This window comes from Pseudomonas sp. NPDC008258, assembly GCF_042956345.1.
Classification (GTDB): Bacteria; Pseudomonadota; Gammaproteobacteria; order Pseudomonadales; family Pseudomonadaceae; genus Aquipseudomonas.
On sequence record NZ_JBIBGE010000041.1, the window covers coordinates 23,938 to 40,594 of the forward strand.

Annotated in this window: 16 protein-coding genes and 2 tRNA genes; 10 read left to right on the forward strand and 8 right to left on the reverse strand. The window is 61.7% G+C overall.

Annotated features, from left to right (window positions below):
• Genes ACFY9W_RS25490 through ACFY9W_RS25505 form a run of 4 tightly spaced genes read left to right on the forward strand, consistent with a single transcriptional unit; the run spans position 1 to position 3,782 of the window.
• Positions 1–1,248: an FAD-dependent oxidoreductase gene (locus tag ACFY9W_RS25490; RefSeq protein WP_391136461.1), complete on the forward strand. Its 1,248-nt coding sequence runs from the start codon at positions 1–3 to the stop codon at positions 1,246–1,248.
• Positions 1,245–2,057 (forward strand): DUF1365 family protein, encoded by an 813-nt coding sequence (locus ACFY9W_RS25495; RefSeq protein ID WP_391136464.1) that lies wholly within the window; start codon positions 1,245–1,247, stop codon positions 2,055–2,057. The genes ACFY9W_RS25490 and ACFY9W_RS25495 overlap by 4 nt, the downstream gene beginning before the upstream one ends.
• Positions 2,032–3,291, forward strand: coding sequence for a class I SAM-dependent methyltransferase (locus tag ACFY9W_RS25500; RefSeq protein WP_391136467.1), 1,260 nt, complete (start codon positions 2,032–2,034; stop codon positions 3,289–3,291). The genes ACFY9W_RS25495 and ACFY9W_RS25500 overlap by 26 nt, the downstream gene beginning before the upstream one ends.
• A 2-nt stretch (positions 3,292–3,293) precedes the next feature.
• Positions 3,294–3,782, forward strand: coding sequence for a DUF2878 family protein (locus ACFY9W_RS25505; RefSeq protein ID WP_391136470.1), 489 nt, complete (start codon positions 3,294–3,296; stop codon positions 3,780–3,782).
• Positions 3,783–3,789: 7 nt separating this feature from the next.
• Here the strand turns inward: ACFY9W_RS25505 and ACFY9W_RS25510 are convergent, their stop codons facing one another.
• Positions 3,790–4,674, reverse strand: coding sequence for a LysR substrate-binding domain-containing protein (locus ACFY9W_RS25510; protein ID WP_391136473.1), 885 nt, complete (start codon positions 4,672–4,674; stop codon positions 3,790–3,792).
• 146 nt (positions 4,675–4,820) lie between these two features.
• On the opposite strand from ACFY9W_RS25510, the gene ACFY9W_RS25515 reads away from it, so the two are divergent.
• From ACFY9W_RS25515 to ACFY9W_RS25525, 3 genes are all read left to right on the forward strand, one after another.
• A complete protein-coding gene (locus tag ACFY9W_RS25515; RefSeq protein ID WP_391136476.1) occupies positions 4,821–5,840 on the forward strand; it encodes an alpha/beta hydrolase fold domain-containing protein in 1,020 nt (339 codons plus the stop codon).
• 54 nt (positions 5,841–5,894) lie between these two features.
• Positions 5,895–6,617 carry a pirin family protein gene (locus ACFY9W_RS25520; protein ID WP_391136479.1) on the forward strand — a complete coding sequence of 241 codons (723 nt, stop codon included), beginning with the start codon at positions 5,895–5,897 and terminating at the stop codon, positions 6,615–6,617.
• 509 nt (positions 6,618–7,126) lie between these two features.
• Positions 7,127–7,882, forward strand: a complete 756-nt coding sequence (locus ACFY9W_RS25525; RefSeq protein ID WP_391136482.1) for a glucose 1-dehydrogenase — start codon at positions 7,127–7,129, stop codon at positions 7,880–7,882.
• A 44-nt stretch (positions 7,883–7,926) separates the two neighbouring features.
• Here ACFY9W_RS25525 and ACFY9W_RS25530 read toward each other — a convergent pair whose 3' ends face one another.
• The 3 genes from ACFY9W_RS25530 to ACFY9W_RS25540 all read right to left on the reverse strand — a co-directional run bounded on the left by ACFY9W_RS25530 (position 7,927) and on the right by ACFY9W_RS25540 (position 12,958).
• On the reverse strand, positions 7,927–10,035 hold the full coding sequence (locus ACFY9W_RS25530; RefSeq protein ID WP_391136485.1) for a TonB-dependent receptor domain-containing protein: 2,109 nt from the start codon (positions 10,033–10,035) through the stop codon (positions 7,927–7,929).
• 161 nt (positions 10,036–10,196) lie between these two features.
• Positions 10,197–11,660: an amino acid racemase gene (locus tag ACFY9W_RS25535; RefSeq protein WP_391136488.1), complete on the reverse strand. Its 1,464-nt coding sequence runs from the start codon at positions 11,658–11,660 to the stop codon at positions 10,197–10,199.
• Positions 11,661–11,671: 11 nt separating this feature from the next.
• Positions 11,672–12,958: a cation:dicarboxylate symporter family transporter gene (locus ACFY9W_RS25540; protein ID WP_391136491.1), complete on the reverse strand. Its 1,287-nt coding sequence runs from the start codon at positions 12,956–12,958 to the stop codon at positions 11,672–11,674.
• Between the two features lie 228 nt (positions 12,959–13,186).
• Between ACFY9W_RS25540 and ACFY9W_RS25545 the strand changes: the two genes are divergently transcribed.
• From ACFY9W_RS25545 to ACFY9W_RS25555, 3 genes are all read left to right on the forward strand, one after another.
• Positions 13,187–14,104, forward strand: a complete 918-nt coding sequence (locus tag ACFY9W_RS25545) for a LysR substrate-binding domain-containing protein (RefSeq protein WP_391136494.1) — start codon at positions 13,187–13,189, stop codon at positions 14,102–14,104.
• An 82-nt stretch (positions 14,105–14,186) separates the two neighbouring features.
• The gene (locus tag ACFY9W_RS25550) at positions 14,187–14,429 is read left to right on the forward strand and encodes a DUF1654 domain-containing protein (protein ID WP_016498977.1); all 243 of its coding nucleotides are present in this window, start codon (positions 14,187–14,189) and stop codon (positions 14,427–14,429) included.
• A gap of 6 nt (positions 14,430–14,435) precedes the next feature.
• Positions 14,436–15,128 carry an endonuclease gene (locus ACFY9W_RS25555; protein ID WP_391136497.1) on the forward strand — a complete coding sequence of 231 codons (693 nt, stop codon included), beginning with the start codon at positions 14,436–14,438 and terminating at the stop codon, positions 15,126–15,128.
• 3 nt (positions 15,129–15,131) lie between these two features.
• On the opposite strand, the gene ACFY9W_RS25560 is transcribed toward ACFY9W_RS25555, so the two are convergent.
• The 4 genes from ACFY9W_RS25560 to ACFY9W_RS25575 all read right to left on the reverse strand — a co-directional run bounded on the left by ACFY9W_RS25560 (position 15,132) and on the right by ACFY9W_RS25575 (position 16,642).
• Entirely contained in the window at positions 15,132–15,557 is a 426-nt protein-coding gene (locus ACFY9W_RS25560) for a GTP pyrophosphokinase (RefSeq protein WP_391136500.1), read from the reverse strand.
• Between the two features lie 60 nt (positions 15,558–15,617).
• Positions 15,618–16,187 carry an SPOR domain-containing protein gene (locus ACFY9W_RS25565; protein ID WP_391136503.1) on the reverse strand — a complete coding sequence of 190 codons (570 nt, stop codon included), beginning with the start codon at positions 16,185–16,187 and terminating at the stop codon, positions 15,618–15,620.
• A 131-nt stretch (positions 16,188–16,318) separates the two neighbouring features.
• A tRNA-Val gene (locus tag ACFY9W_RS25570) sits at positions 16,319–16,395 on the reverse strand.
• 170 nt (positions 16,396–16,565) lie between these two features.
• Positions 16,566–16,642, reverse strand: a tRNA-Val gene (locus ACFY9W_RS25575).
• Between the last annotated feature and the right edge of the window lie 15 nt (positions 16,643–16,657).

Consider the following 16,657-nt stretch of genomic DNA (forward strand, 5'->3'; position numbering starts at 1 on the left):
ATGCGCATAGCCATCATCGGTACGGGTATCGCCGGCCTCACCTGCGCCCACCTGCTTGCGCGTCGCCATGAGGTGAGCGTGTTCGAGGCCGCGGACCGGGTCGGCGGGCATACCCATACCGTCGACGTGCAATGGCAGGGCCAGCACTACGCAGTCGATACCGGTTTCATCGTGTTCAACGACTGGACCTACCCCCATTTCATCCGCCTGCTCAAGCACCTGGGCGTGGCCTCGCGGCCAACCGAAATGAGCTTTTCAGTGCATGAACCGCGCACGGGCTTCGAGTACAACGGCCACGACCTGGACACCCTGTTCGCCCAGCGGCGCAACCTGCTTTCTGCTGGGTTCTGGGGAATGTTGCGCGACGTGCTGCGCTTCAACCGCCAGGCTCCAGCCGATCTGGCCCAGCAACGCATCGACGGGGCGACTACCCTCGGTAGCTACCTGCACGCCCGGGGTTATGGACGGCGTTTCATCGGCCATTACATCGTGCCCATGGGGTCAGCCATCTGGTCGATGTCGCCGGCCGACATGTTGAACTTCCCCTTGCAGTTCTTCGTGCGTTTCTGCCAGAACCACGGCCTGCTGTCGGTCAATCATCGCCCGCAATGGCGCGTGATCGAGGGTGGCTCGCGTGCATACCTCAAGCCCCTGTGCCAGCCTTTTGCCCAGCGCATACGCTTGGGCAGCCCGGTGCAGCAGGTATCGCGGGACGAGGGTGGTGTGGCAGTCACCTGGCCAGGCGGCAGCGAACGCTTCGACAAGGTAGTGTTCGCCTGCCACAGCGACCAGGCCCTGGCCCTGCTGGCAGCGCCCAGCGAACAGGAGCGCGCCATACTCGGTGCCATCCGCTATGCCAGCAACGACGTGGTGCTGCACACCGACACACGCTTGCTGCCACAGCGGCGCAAGGCCTGGGCCGCCTGGAACTACCGGCTGGGCGACAACCCGCAGGCGCCCGCCGCACTCACCTACAACATGAACATCCTCCAGGGCATCGAGGCGCCGACCACGTTTTGCGTAAGCCTCAACCAGACCGCCCTGGTGGACCCGCACCAGATAATCGCCCGTTTCGAATACGCCCACCCTCAATACAGCCTGGCCGCCATGGCGGCACAGGCCCGCCACGGCGAACTGCAAGGGCCGTTGCACAGCTACTACTGCGGTGCTTATTGGGCCAACGGTTTTCACGAAGACGGCGTGCTCAGCGCGCTGAACGTGGCCCGGCATTTTGGAGAGCAGCTGTGAACAGCAGCCTGTGCCAGGGCTGGGTCAGCCACCGACGCGTGAGCCCTAGGCAGCATGCATTTCGCTACCGGGTTGGCATGTTCTACCTCGACCTGAACGAACAACAGCAGTTGCGCAACCTGAGCCGCTGGCTTGGGCCATCGCGGCTAGCGCCTTTGTGCTGGCGTGAAACCGACTACCTGCCGGCGCTGACGCGCCAAGGCAAATCACTGGCCGAAGCTGCCCGGCTGCTGGTCGGCCAGGCCATCGGCCAGCGTCCCGAAGGTGCCGTGCACCTGCTTACCCAACCACGCTGTTGGGGGTTGTCCTTCAACCCGGTGAGCACGTACTTCTGCCATGACCGGCAGGGCCAACTCGCGGCCGTGCTGCTGGAGGTGCGCAACACCCCATGGCGTGAACGCTTCCATTATGTGCTGCCCGTGAACGGTGACCTGACCCGGCCATTTACCGTGGCCAAGGCGTTCCATGTTTCGCCGTTCATGCCGCTGGACATGGACTATCACCTGCGTTTCGCCCTCGATGCCCAGCGGGTGCGCATCCACATGGAGAACTGGCGCGCCGGGCACAAGGTGTTCCAAGCCGACCTGGCGCTGCAACGCCAACCGCTGGACCGCGCCGCCGTGCAGCGGCACATCCTTACGTTCCCCTGGATGAGCCTGCGCACCCTCACTGGCATCTACTGGCAGGCCTTGCGCCTGCTGCTCAAGCGCACGCCCGTGCACGACCACATCGCCAGCCAGCACGACCTGGCACTCGGCCAACCCACCGTTGAGGAGCCCGACCATGCCCGAACCGACCCTGAGCGTTAGCAAATCGGCAAGCATTGCCCCTCTGCTCGGCGGCCTGGCCAAGCGCGCCGTACTCGCACAATTGCGCCAGCTGCGCCATGGCAACCTGCGCCTGATCAGCCAAGGCCAGCAGTGGTCCTTCGGCGACGTTGCCAGCGGGCTTTACGCCGAAGTGGAAGTGATTGACGAGGCCGCTTGGGGCCTGGTTGCAGGCAATGGCTCGATTGGTGCCGGGGAAGGCTATATCCATGGTTACTGGCGCAGCCCGGACCTTGCTGCGGTCACCCGCCTGTTCGTGGCCAACCTGGATGTGCTGGATGCCATGGAGGGTGGCCTGGCACGCCTGGCACGGCCGGCCCTGCGCTTGCTGCACCGCTTCAACCGCAACAGCCGGCGTGGTGCGCGGCGTAACATCCTGGCCCATTACGACCTGGGCAACGCGCTGTTCGAGCGCCTGCTCGACCCCACCATGATGTACTCCGCCGCGCAGTTCGACAGCCCTTTGCAAACACTTGAACAGGCCCAGAACCACAAGCTTCAGCGCATCTGCGAAAAGCTCGAACTCATGCCCCACGACCACTTGCTGGAGATCGGCAGCGGCTGGGGCAGCCTGGCCATCCACGCCGCCCAGCAGCATGGCTGCCGGGTTACCACCACCACCCTTTCGGCAGCGCAGCACGCCCACACCCTGCAACGGGTGAAGGCATTGGGCCTGGAACAGCGCATCACGGTGCTGCTTGAGGACTACCGCGACCTGCGGGGGCGTTTCGACAAGCTGGTATCGATCGAGATGATCGAAGCCGTCGGCCACCGCTACCTGCCCACCTACTTTCGCCAGTGCGCCGCGCTGCTCAAGGATGACGGCCTGATGCTGGTACAAGCCATTACCATCCGCGACCAGCGCTACGCCCAGGCAAGGCGCTCGGTGGATTTCATCCAGCGCTACATCTTCCCCGGTGGCGCCTTGCCCTCACTGAGCGTGCTGCTGGATACCGCCAGCCGCCAGACCGGGTTGAACCTGGTGCACCTTGAGGATTTTGGCCAGGACTACGCACGCACCCTGGGCCATTGGCGCGACAACCTGCACCTGGCGCGTGCGGAGTTGATGGCCCTGGGGTATGACGATACCTTCCAGCGCTTGTGGGAGTTCTACCTGTGTTATTGCCAGGGTGGTTTCGAAGAACGAACCATCGGCGTGGCGCAACTGCTCTGGGCCGCACCGCAGGCGCGCAAGGCACCGCTGCCGGGCCGCTGAGCGTGAGCCGCAGGTGGTTGATTGGCAACGCACTTTGGCTGCAAGCGGGCTGGTGGGCCTGCGTGCTGGGCGCCCGCCAGCCCTGGCTGCTGCTGGCCGCGATGGCTGGCGTGCTGGTGCACCTGCGCTTGTGCCCGCACCCCCGCAGTGAGATGCGCGTCCTGCTTGGCGTGACGATTGCCGGTTGCCTGCTCGACAGCCTGCTGGGCATGCTGGGTGTGTTCCACTTCGAGCACTGGCCCTTGCCGCTTTGGTTGGCACTGCTATGGCTAATACTGGCCAGCGGGCTGCGCCACAGCCTGGCATGGGCCGGGCGACCACTATGGCGCGCCGTGCTGCTGGGCATGCTGGGCGGCCCGTTGGCTTACCTGGCCGGGGCCCGCGTGGCTGGCATCGAGTTGCCTATGGGGCCGCTGCGCACCGCACTTGTTCTGGCGCCGGTCTGGGCGCTTGCCCTGCCGCTGGCATTGCGCTTCGCGGCCAGGGGCTAACGCAGGTCTATAGCTGCACCAGGCGCTCGCGCAGAAACTCGACAAACCCCTGCACCGGCCGCGCCACCTGCCGATGTTGCGGATACACCGCCGACAACTGCAACGCTGGCGGCGTCCAGTCTTCCAGTACAGTGACCAGCCGCCCATCCGCCAAGGCCTGGCCAACGATAAAGGTCGGCAGGTAGGTTACGCCCATCCCGGCAATCGCTGCGTCCCGGAGCAACTCGCCGTTGTTGGCGCGCATACGCCCGGCTACCTGAATAGCCTGCGCCTTGCCGCCCTGGCGGAACTGCCACTGCACCTGCCGCGAATGCCCATAAGGCAGGCAGTCATGCCCGGCCAGTTCATCCGGCTGTACCGGTGTTCCCCGCGCCTGCAGGTAAGCCGCGCTCGCGCAATACACCCGTTCGACACTGGCGATACGCCGCGCAATCAGGCTGGAGTCCTCCAGCGCGCCAATCCGCAGCGCAAGGTCATAGCCCTCGCCGATCAGGTCCACAGCGCGGTCGCTAAGGTCCACCTCCACATCCACCTGCGGGTGCAATTGCAGGAACTCGGTCAGCAGGCAGCCTAGGTGTGACATGGCGAACGACAGCGGTGCACTGAGGCGCAAAGTGCCACGCAAGGCCTGGGCCTGGCCGCTAATGTCATGTTCCACCTGCTGCACTTCGCCCAGCAGGCGCAGGGCCGACTGGTGGTAATGCTGGCCCAGTGGCGTGGCATCCAGGCGCCGGGTGGAGCGGTTGAGCAGGCGCACACCCAGGCGCTCTTCAAGCTGCATCAGGCGCCGGCTGACCGATTGCTTGGACATGCCCAGCCGGTCGGCGGCAGCAGTGAAACTGCCGGCCTCCATCACCTGGGCGAAAATCCGCATGTCTTCGTAAGGGTTCATTGTCTCGCTCTTGGTGACAGTCAAACGCTTTATAGCGGCTTTTTCCCACAAGTGCATCTCCCTAATCTACGCACAGGTCGCAGCGATGGCCCAGCAGGCCAGGCAAGACGCCCATTACCAACACTTGCATAGAAAAGGATTCGCTCATGAACATTGTCCACAAAGCCCTCACCGCCTCCCTTCTGGCCCTGTCCGTTTCCAGCGCCTTTGCCGCGGGCAGCCCAGGTGTCGAGCAACATACCCAGGCCTTCCTCGAAGCCCTGGAAAAAGGCGGCGGCAAGCCACTGGAACAACTCAGCCCGAAAGACGCCCGTGCGGTGCTTACCGGTGCCCAGGCTTCGGTCAAGGTCGACCTCTCCGGTATCGAGGTGAAGGCACGCACCATCCAGGCCAACGGCGAGTCGATCAAGCTGCAAGTGGTGCGCCCGGCCAACGTAAAGGGTGATCTGCCAGTGTTCATGTTCTTCCACGGCGGCGGCTGGGTACTCGGCGACTTCCCGACCCACCAGCGGCTGATCCGCGACCTGGTGGTCGGCTCTGGTGCGGTGGCGGTCTACGTGGACTACACCCCGTCACCCGAAGCGCACTACCCCACAGCGATCAACCAGGCGTATGCCGCCACCCGCTGGGTAGCCGAGCATGGCAAGGAAATCGGCGTGGACGGCAAGCGCCTGGCCGTGGCCGGCAACAGCGTCGGCGGCAATATGGCAGCGGTGGTTGCGCTCAAGGCCAAAGAGGCCGGCACCCCTGCCCTGCGCTTCCAGTTGCTGCTGTGGCCGGTGACCGATGCCAGCTTTGAAACGGCCTCGTACAAGCAGTTTGCCGAAGGGCACTTCCTGACCACCGGGATGATGAAGTGGTTCTGGGACAACTACACCACCGATGCCAATGCCCGGGCACAAATCTACACCTCGCCGCTGCGGGCCAGCAGCGAACAGCTCAAGGGCCTGCCGCCAGCGCTGGTGCAGACCGCCGAGTTCGATGTGCTGCGCGATGAAGGTGAAGCGTATGCCCGCAAGTTGAATGCGGCCGGCGTGACCGTGACCTCGGTGCGCTACAACGGAATGATTCATGACTATGGGCTGCTCAACCCACTGAGCCAGGTGCCGGCGGTGAAGGCGGCAATGCGGCAGGCGGGCGCTGAACTCAAAGTGCACCTTCAATAACCTCATCCATCCATACGGCAGGGCCTGGCGCCCTGTCGCCCCAGGAGTACGATCATGCTCACCGTACGCAACGCCCAAGACCGCGGCCTGGCCTTCCATGGCTGGTTGAAATCCTTCCACACCTTCTCGTTCGGCCATTACCGCAACCCGGACGAGCAAGGCTTCTCCGACCTGCTGGTGATCAACGACGACCGCGTCATCGCTGGCAAGGGCTTTGGCCAACACCCGCACCGCGACATGGAAATTTTCAGCTATGTGCTTGAAGGCGCGCTGGAGCACAAGGACACGCTGGGCACCGGTTCAGTGATTCGCCCGGGCGATGTGCAACTGATGAGCGCAGGCCATGGCGTGGCCCACAGCGAGTTCAACCACAGCCACGCGCAGCCGGTGCACTTCCTGCAGATCTGGATCGTGCCCAACGTGCAAGGGGCGACACCGCGTTACCAGCAACAGCATTTCAGTGCCGAGGAAAAGCGCGGCAAGCTGCGCCTGATCATCTCGCCGGATGGTGCCGAGGGGTCGTTGCAGGTGCGGCAGAATGCGCGGGTGTATGCCGGCCTGTTCGACGGTGACGAACGCGCCACGCTGACCCTGCCGGAAAACCGCCATGCCTATGTGCATGTGGCCCGGGGGAGTGTCGAGCTAAATGGGCAACGGTTGAATGAAGGTGATGGAGTGCGGGTGAGGCACGAGCAGGCACTGGAGCTGGCTAACGGGGTGGGTGCCGAGGTACTGGTGTTTGACCTGCGACCCCATGAATTGCCAGGCATGCCATAAGCAGGATCGGGCATTGCGCGGGGCCCATGTGGGAGATTTTAGGGGTTCTGGCAATGGCATCAGGGTTGCCAGGTGCCTGCCACAGCATCTTCAGCGCCTGTGAGACCGAGCGCCGCCCGCGCGGCGCATCGCGAGCAAGCTCGCTCCTACATTTGTTTCGGGCCAATCATTCCTGCGGGATTTGCGCGCGAACGCTTTGGCGCATGGCTCGATATCGCGTCGAACGAACAAGGCGGTCGCGCGCGCATGGCCCAGGCGTTACTGGCCCGAAACAGATGTAGGAGCGAGCTTGCTCGCGATGCGCCGCGCGGGCGGCGCTCGATCTCACAGGCGCTGCATATCTTGTGGCCAACGCCTGTCAGCCCTGATGCGATCTCTAGACATCAACGAGCCACTACCAACCATGTAATTCGCCACTTTTGGCGTTTACGAACCATGCCTGTTGACATCCGGACTGCTCAATCACTAGATTGAATGCAGCATTGCATACAACAAAACAGGAGTCGTGGATGAATAGGTTCCAGAACAAAGTGGCAATCGTGACGGGTGGTGCCGGCGGCATTGGCGCTGCCATTGCCTCCCGGCTGGCAAGCGAAGGTGCGACCGTTATGGTCAGTGATGTCAACCTTGAAGCGGCGCAAGCTGTCGCTCAGGCCATTGAGGCAACGGGTGGCAAGGCGCTGGCCATCGCCGCCGACATTGCCTCAGGTGAGGCATGCCGTAGCTTGGTGCAGCGAGTGGCAAGCGATTACGGTCGCATCGATGTGCTGGTCAACAACGCCGGCATCAACCGCCGTGGCAACCTGTTGGCCCTGAGCGAAGAGGACTGGCACACCAGCTTCGCAGTCAACCTGGATGCCATGTTCCACCTGTGCCGTGCAGTGCTGCCGGGCATGATCGAAGCGGGCGGCGGCGCCATCGTCAACACCGCCTCGCAGTGGGGCCTATACCCGGCCCCCGGGCACATTGCCTACAACGTGACCAAGGCGGCGGTGGCCTCGTTCACGCAGAACCTGGCGCGCGACTACGCGCCGCAGAAGATCCGGGTAAATGCCGTATGCCCGGGCGAAATTCACACCCCGATGCTGGAGGCTGGCGTGCTACGTTCCGGCCGCACTATTGCCGACCTGGACCGCATGGTACCGTTCGGGCGCATCGGCAAGCCAGAAGAAGTGGCAGCGCTGGTGGCCTTCCTGGCGTCGGACGAAGCGGCCTTCATGTGCGGATCGCTGGTGGAAATAACCGGGGCGCAGGCAGTGGCCTGACGTACGTTGGGGCTGCTTTGCAGCCCCAATACAGCGCACCCCCACTACCGGAACTGGTACTCCAGCCCCGCCCCTGCATACCACGAGCGCCCAGGCGCCGCCTCGTAATAACGCCCGTTGCTGTCCCCGACAATTACAGACCCGACGTACTGCCGGTCAAACAGGTTGTCCAGCCGCACCAGCTGATGGAACGTCCAGGCCCCTACATGCTGCTCAAAGCGCGTACGCCAGTTGAACACGGCATACGCTGGCGCCGCCTTGGCGTTGTTGCTGTCGTCTACATACACCTTGCTGCGGTACTGCCCTTCAAGCCCCATGCTGATGGACGACACAGGCTTCCACACCAGCTCGCCGTACAGGTTGTCGAGCGGCACGCCTGGCAGCCGGTTACCACGTTCTATAGCCTGGCTGACGTCATCGGCATAGCGGGCGTCGGTGCGGGTATACACCCAAGTGGTCTGCCACTGCTCGCTCAAGTCACTCTGCAGGCTTGCCTCAAAGCCGCGTCGTACCGTGCGCCCCGCATTGCGATAGCTGGTTCGACCATCCGTGGCACTGGCAACGACAATTTCGTCATCGGTATGAATTTCATACACCGCCGCGTTCAGGCGCGTGCGCTCGCCAAGGCGGTATTTCACACCCATTTCGTACTGCATGCTGGTGGCCGGCTTGAGCCCGAAGTTGAAACGCTCAACGTCGCCCGGCGCATAGGCCATCTCCGCTTGCGTCGGGGTTTCGAAGCCTTTGCCAACACTCACGTAGCCACGCAGGTCGGGTGTGAACGCGTACATCACAGAAAGCGACGGGGTCGCCTGCTGGTAGGTTTTCGAACCACTGGAGTCGCCGTTGGCCAGGTAATGGTCGTCGACACGCATTTGCATGGTGCTGTAGCGCAGCCCAAGTTCGCTGGTCCAGTTGCCGATTTCCCAATGCGCCTGCAAGTAAGGGTCCAGGCTGGTGGCGGTGTCCTGTTCGTCACGACGCAGCTCGCCCTTTACGCCCAGTTGGTCGCCGCTGAAGTTCTGGTAGCCGCGGCGGTCGTCCTTGCTCTGGTCATAGTCGGCGCCGACAGTGAAGGTGAGGTTGCCGGGCACGTCGGCAACCGGCTGGATCCAGCGCAAGGTGCCGCCGTGGAATTCACGGTCGAAGTCCACCACCCCGCCACCCCGCTGGCTGTTGGAGGCCACCGTTCTGGGGATGGACAAGTACTGCACCACGCTGCGCCGCCCGGCATACAGGTTGAACTGCAACGTGGCATCACCGAAGTAGCGCTCGTAGTTCATGCCCAGTTGCTGGTGGTCGATGCTTTTGCGGGTGTTGTAGGTTTCGGCCACGGCCGCCGTGGAACGCGGGTCATGGTTGTAGGCCTCCCAGGTCTGCCCCAGCGGGTCCTGCGTATTGTTCTGCTCCAGGCTGCTGTAGATCAGCGCCAGGCGCGAGTCATCATCCGGCTTGAAATGCACCTTGGCGAAGGTCTGGTCACGGCGCGCCGCACTGTGGTCGCGGTAGCCATCGGTATCCAGGCGCGAGGCATCCAGTACGAAGCCGGCGGTGTCGCTGCCACCCTCGGCCGACAGGTGGTTCTTGTTGAAACCGTCGCTGCCGAAGGTGGTTTCGGCGCCCACACGGGCCGGCCCGTGCCCGTCCCGGCTGAACATCTGGATCACGCCACCGGCGTTGCTGCCATACAGCGTCGCGGCCGGACCGCGCAGCACCTCGAGCCGGTCGGCCACATCCAGGTTGAGCGTGGCTGCCTGCCCTTGCCCGTCCGGCGTACTGGCGGGGATACCGTCGCTCAGCAGCTTGATGCCGCGCACCCCGAATGCCGAGCGGGCACCGTAGCCCCGCGAGGATATCTGCAGGTCCTGGGCGTAGTTCTGGCGGTTCTGCACCACCAGCCCAGGTACTTTGGTCAGCACTTCTGACAGGTTGACGCCAAGCTGGCCATCCGTACCTCGGGACAGGTCGATGGAATCCACCGAAAAAGGCAGGTCGAACGTGCTGGTGGGCGCATAGGCGCCGGTCACCACCAGCGGCTCCATGAGCACTGCATCGGGTACATCGGTGGCGGCATGGCCAAGGGTGCTCATGCCCCCTGTCAGCAACAGGAACAGCCCGCCACGGGCAGGCAAACGAGAAGGGAATGGGTACATGCAAAACTTCCTGAACCCGGGCAACACGCATTGCGCGTGTGCCCAGGGCAACGCCACCCTGCACAGGCATGGCAGACGCAAACTATGAAATCGAAACTGCAGAACAGTGTGGAAGCGCTATTACAACAGACCCAGGCAGCCAGCGCACTGCCTGTCTGCCTTCAAGCATGCGCCAGCGCTACACATTTGCGCGCCAGGATCATCGTAGGGTCCACCAACGCGACTGCCCTGCCACTCAGGTCGAAGGCATCACAGTGGCTGAGCACCAGCGGCAGCTCCGTACATCCCAGGATCAACACCTTTGCACCGGCTTGGGAAAGGTGCTCGGCAGCAACCAGCAACTGCTCCCGGCAAAGGCCCTGCGTAAAGCCGGCCTTGATGCCGCGCGCACCGTAAATGGCCTGCATGACCAGCTTCTGGTAATCCGGCGCCGGCACGATCACCGTCAGCCCGGCGCGGCTCGCCGCCTGGTGGTAGACCTGGCTGGCTACGGTCCCTGAGGTAGCCAGCAGACCAATCGCGTTGTCGGCGCCGTAGGTGTGCTTTATCCAGGCGATCGTCTCGCTGAGCATGTTGACGATGGGGACACGCAGGTGTTCCTGAATTCGCTCGACAAACGCATGAGCCGTATTGCACGGGATTGCAATAGCATTGGCACCTGCGCTCTCCAGCCGCTTGCAGGCCGCGTACATGGCCATCGTGGGGTCCGTTTCATCATTCACCAGATTGGCCGTGCGGTCCGGTATTTGCGGGTTCTGATCCACCACCATCTTGATGTGGTCCTGGTCACGATCTGCCGGGGTACTCGCGACAACCTTGCCCAGGAAGTCCACCGTAGCCGCGGGGCCAACGCCACCCACGATACCCAGTTTGAAAGGCAGGTCACGTGGCTCACGTGTGCCTTGGGTTGCAAAAGTGGCATAGAGGTCGTTGATATCCAGTACGTCGATACCACGGCGCTGCAAGCCGCCACTTACCAGGGAGAGCTCCGTCATGCCCGGAACGATCAGGGTCGCCCCCTGGGCCTTCAGTGACAGACAGGCCTGATAGACAGCCTCCAGTGGCACCCCATCCAGATGCCCATCCTTGATGCCGCTGCCACCATACATGGCCCGCATGAGGGCATCCTGTGCCTGCGCGTCGGGATACACCAGCGCGTACTCGTCGCCCAGTGCCCGCTCAAAAAGCCCGCAATGGCGCACGTAGTCCGAAGCAAGCACACCAAGCGTACTGCCCGGCCCGGCAATGCGGCGAATGTGCTGCACCAGGCTTTGCATCATGTCCAGCACCGGGATACCCAACTCGTCCTGAATCTCTGCACGAAAGGTCTGGCTGGCGAAGCACGGCAGCAAGATTGCTTGCACACCGTTTTGTTCAAATGACTTGCACACTTCGAACACGTAGAACTTTCGCGCGGTCATGCTCGCGCCTGCGTCCAACGGCAGCTGCGCGCCCTTGAAGGGGTGCTGTTCGAGCAGAAAATGAAAACGCCCCTGATCCTCCAGCACTGCCCGCGACTTCACAAGTTTGTAAAACAGGTCGCCGCCCGCAAGTGACCCAAGCCCACCGACAATACCGATCTTTTGCGTAATGGGCAGTTGGGCGGATGCCTTCTTCGACTTCATGAAGCTGCTCCTCAGGCGACCGATACTGGGCGGTCGAGGGTGGACGGTCGAGCGGCGGTGTCATCTGCAGCCTCCGGCTCGGACTTGGCAATTACTGCCGTGGCGATGCTATTGCCAACGACATTGGTAGCGGTACGTGCCATGTCGAGGAACTGATCGATGCCGATGATCAGCAGCAGGCCAGCCTCTGGCAGGTTGAACATCGGCAAGGTCGCAGCAACTACCACCACAGAAGCACGCGCAACACCTGCCATGCCTTTGCTGGTGATCATCAGGGTCAAGAGGATCAGCACCTGCTGGGTAAAGCTGAGGTCGATGTTGTACGCCTGGGCGATGAACATGATGGCGAATGCCTGGTACATCATCGAACCATCGAGGTTGAACGAATAGCCCAGCGGCAAGACAAAGCTGGACACGCGCTTCGGTGCACCAAACTTTTCAAGCGCCTCCATCGTTTTCGGGTAGGCCGCCTCGCTGCTGGCGGTAGAAAACGCCAGCAAAACCGGCTCACGAATCAGTTTGCCCAGCGAGATGACCGACGTGCCCAGGAACAGGTAACCCACACCGAACAGCACAGCCCACAGCAGCAGGATGCCGAGGTAGAACTCGACAATGAGCTTGCCGTAATCGACCAACAAACCCAGGCCTTGGGTGGTGATTGCCGAAGCGATAGCCGCGAACACCCCGATTGGCGCAAACGCCATGACATAGTCGGTGATGCGAAACATCACTTTAGAGAGTTCATCGATGCAATCCACAACTTTCGTGTGTCCGGCACGGTTGACGCCAGCCAACGCGAAACCGAAGAACAGCGAGAACACCACAATCTGCAGTATTTCATTATTCGCCATTGCCTCTGCAATGCTGCGCGGAAAAACATGACTAATAAACACTTTAAGGCTGAAGTTACCGATGTCCACGGGTGCTGCAACGGCATCCGCATGTTGCGCAACTTGCAGGTTGATCCCGGCGCCGGGCTCAAACAGGTTGACCAGCGCCATACCAATGGCCAATGAAATGGCTGAAGCACACACAAACCAGCCCATGGCACGGAAGCCAATGCGACCGACCGAGCGCGAGTTCCCCATGCTTGCGATCCCGCCCACCAGCGTAGCGAACACAAGCGGCGCAATGATCATTTTAATCAAGCGCAGAAATATATCCGTGACCATGGTGAAGTAAGCAGCGATCTCATTCGCGGCTTGCTCGCTCCCTGCGAAATGATGACAGGCCCAGCCGACAATGACGCCCGCCGCAATACCCATGGCGATTCGACGCGGAAGCTTATTATTTTTCACGACAGTTTCCTCACGTGATCTTGTATTTCTTCTATTTGGCAGGATTTAGATAAAAGCAGGAACACCGGCCTCTCTGAGCGGGTGTCGGAGATGAGTCTATCGTCATGAGAAAAGGCAGTTGATGAGTAATAGGGCTGGCCCTATGCGTTTTCGGAATAGTTAGTAGCCCATGCTGTCAGCACTCATTCAAACACGCTTACACTCGGCGCCTGGTGAAGGAGACCCGAGATGCAGATCAAGTGGCTGGACGACCTCCTGGCGGTCGCCGAATGGAAGAATTTTTCGCGCGCTGCCGAGGTGCGATGCGTTACCCAGTCGGCACTCTCCCGAAGAATCCGCGCGCTGGAAGAGTGGGTGGGTGTCGAGCTGGTTGACCGAGCCACCTACCCGGTGCATCTCACCCCTGCCGGCCAGACCTTTTGCGATGAATCTCGCCAGGCGCTGGCCACGCTCATGGCGCTGAGGGCAAGTCTTCGGGACGTCAAGCGGATGCCTGGGCGCTCGATCCAGATCACCGCAGCCCATAGCCTATCCATGACCTTCCTGCCAAAGTGGCTCAGCCAGTTCCAGCAAAACAATGAGCGCTTCAATGCCCGGGTAGTAGCAGCCAACATCAATGATGCGGTCATCGCCCTGGAAGAAGGCAGCTGCGACCTGATGATTGTCTACCATCACCCGCTGACCCCCATTTCGCTGGACCCTGAGCGTTTTGCCAGCCTCACCCTGGGGCATGACGCGTTCATCCCTGTGTGCGCAGCCAACGCTCATGGCAAGCCGCTGTTCAAGCTTGCTGCACGTCACAAACCCATTCCGCATCTGGCTTACACGGCCACGACGTTTCTGGGTAAGGTCGCAGACGTAGTCATTCGCAACGCTCCTGAAATCGCTCCCTTGGAGAGGTGCTACGAGGCAGATATGGCGATGCTGCTGGTGCGCATGGCCGTGGAGGGCTACGGGGTAGCCTGGCTGCCTTATAGCGCTGTGCAGGATGAACTTGAGAGAGGGTTGCTGGTGCAAGCCGGCGGCGCCGAATGGAGCACTCGCTTGGAAATCCGCTCGTACTGCTCGCTGTTGAACCAGAACCCCACGATGAGAAGCCTGTGGAACACTCTGGATAATGCTGCACACGGACCATCCCACGCTTGATCACAGTTTTTACCTGGCAAGCTGTTGCGAATTTACTTACAGTGAAATACTGTATGTGCATACAGCAAAAAAGGAAAAACCTGTGTCCAGCACCGCCTCCGCCACCCCAAGCAGCTATGAACAACTGGGTGTACGCATCCAGAAGATCATCAACAGCCCCACCGCCCAGCGCAGCCGGGCAGCGCTGATCTTCCGCCTGGAACAGGAAAGCCCGGACGACTGGGAGACCTTGCTGGAGGAGATCGCAGAAAACGACAACGTCACCCTCGCCCATCGCGACGACGGCGGCGTGCAGGTTTTCTGGACCGTGCCGAAGGAAGACTGAGCACGCATGAGAGTTTCGCTTATCGCGGCAGCCTGCCTGTTACTGGCCAACCCGCTTGCTCACGCCGATGCCCCGCGCACATTCCAGGAGGCCAAGAAGGTCGCCTGGACGTTATATGCACCGCAATCGACCGAATTCTATTGCGGCTGCAAATACAAGGGCAACAAGGTCAACCTGGCATCTTGCGGCTATAAACCCCGCAAGAATGCACAGCGAGCATCGCGCATAGAGTGGGAGCACATCATGCCTGCCTGGCAAATCGGCCATCAGCGCCAATGCTGGCAAAGCGGTGGACGCAAGCAGTGCTCGCAGCATGACGAGGTGTACAAGCGTGCCGAGGCCGACCTGCACAACCTGGTGCCGAGCATCGGTGAAGTGAACGGCGACCGCAGCAACTTCAGCTTCGGTTGGCTGCCCGAGCAGCGCGGGCAGTATGGCAGTTGCCTGACCCAGGTCGACTTCAAGGCGAAGAAGGTCATGCCGCGCCCGTCGATCCGCGGCATGATTGCACGCACCTACTTCTACATGAGCAAGCAGTACAACCTTCGCCTTTCCCACCAGGACAGGCAGTTGTTCGAGGCCTGGAACAAGACGTACCCGCCGCAGGCATGGGAGCGGCAACGCAACCAGCAGGTGGCGTGCTTGATGGGGCGCGGTAATGAGTTCGTCGGGCCGGTCAACCTCAAGGCCTGCGGCTAACCCTCAAACCAATGCTTGCAGATAAGCGCTGGCTTCCCGGTAACGGGCCAACCGCGCCAGGTCGGCGGGCCCAGGGCATGCAATGCGTGAAAGGTCGCTGTTGTCAGCCAGGTCGGCCAGTTTGACCGTGCGCGCCAGCGGGTCACCGCCCAGGCGCACCACGAAGTCCTGGTACGCTTCGCCCTCGCGTCGGCTCAGCGCCAGCAAGGCCGCCAGGATTTTCAGCGCGAAACCCTCACGCGCCAGGTCGGACAGGGTCAGCGGGGTGTCCTCGATCACATCGTGAAGTACTGCCACAATCCGTTGCTCCGGTGTGCTCACCCTCATCATCACACGTAGCGGGTGGAGGATATAGGCAGCCCCACCCTTGTCGTATTGCCCTTCATGCGCCCTGGCGGCCACGGCAATGGCTCGCTCCAGTGTAGACATGAGGCCCCTCCCCGTTCGGCATCGTCCACCCAAGCATAGCCAAAACTGCGTGAAACTTGTCTAGCGTGCAACCCCGTGCTGGATGACTACCGAATCGGTGCCCAGCTTGGCCATCACTTCGTCCTTGCGGGCTTGTGCTTCTTCACGCGTAGGGAAAGGCCCCATCAGCACCACCGGCTTGCCTTCGCGGTACTCAACCGAAGACGGGATGCCCTTTTCGATCAACCGTGCGGTCATGTCGCTGAGCGCGCCCATATTGGCGCCCTGAATCACTTCCACATCCCAGCCTTCTGGTGCCGGCTCACCCGCCAGCGCGTCGGCACGGCGCTGCAGGTCGGCGCCGCCGCACACCTCACGGATGCGCAGGTTGTTGCCGGTGTCGTCGACGATGATGTCGTACTGGCCATTGCGCTTGATCGCCACGTAGCTGCGGTAGGCTTCGTACTGCCCGGCATCATCCTTGCCGCGGACCTGGCCGCAGATGGTGCCCTGGGTGTCGATCCGTACGTTGCCGAACTTGGCAGTCTTGGGGTTGTGCAGGTGTTCGGCCACTTGCTTGTGCACGCCTTCGACCTCGTTCTCACAGCCCGCCAGGGCGAGCACTGCCATTACCACAGCCAGTTTGCGCACGCGTGTACCTCCAGATTCGAAGGCGCGGATTCTACCACGGCGGGCCATGCCCGCACCGCGACCAAACGTTACACGCTGCTTCGCGCGCACATGCAAAAAGGGCGAACATTTCTGATCGCCCTTTTCGGATTTGGTAGGCACAATTGGACTCGAACCAACGACCCCCACCATGTCAAGGTGGTGCTCTAACCAACTGAGCTATGTGCCTGTCGTGTGGTGCGCATATTAGTGATCGAATGCGTACCTGTAAAGCTTTTTTTTGAGAAAAATCAAAAACTTTCGAATGCGAGCGCTTCACACCCATGCAACGGTTTGCGCTGCCACAAAAAGCGGCCATGAAAAAAGGGGTGACCCTTGCGGATCACCCCTTCTTCGATTTGGTAGGCACAATTGGACTCGAACCAACGACCCCCACCATGTCAAGGTGGTGCTCTAACCAACTGAGCTATGTGCCTGTCGTGTGGTGCGCA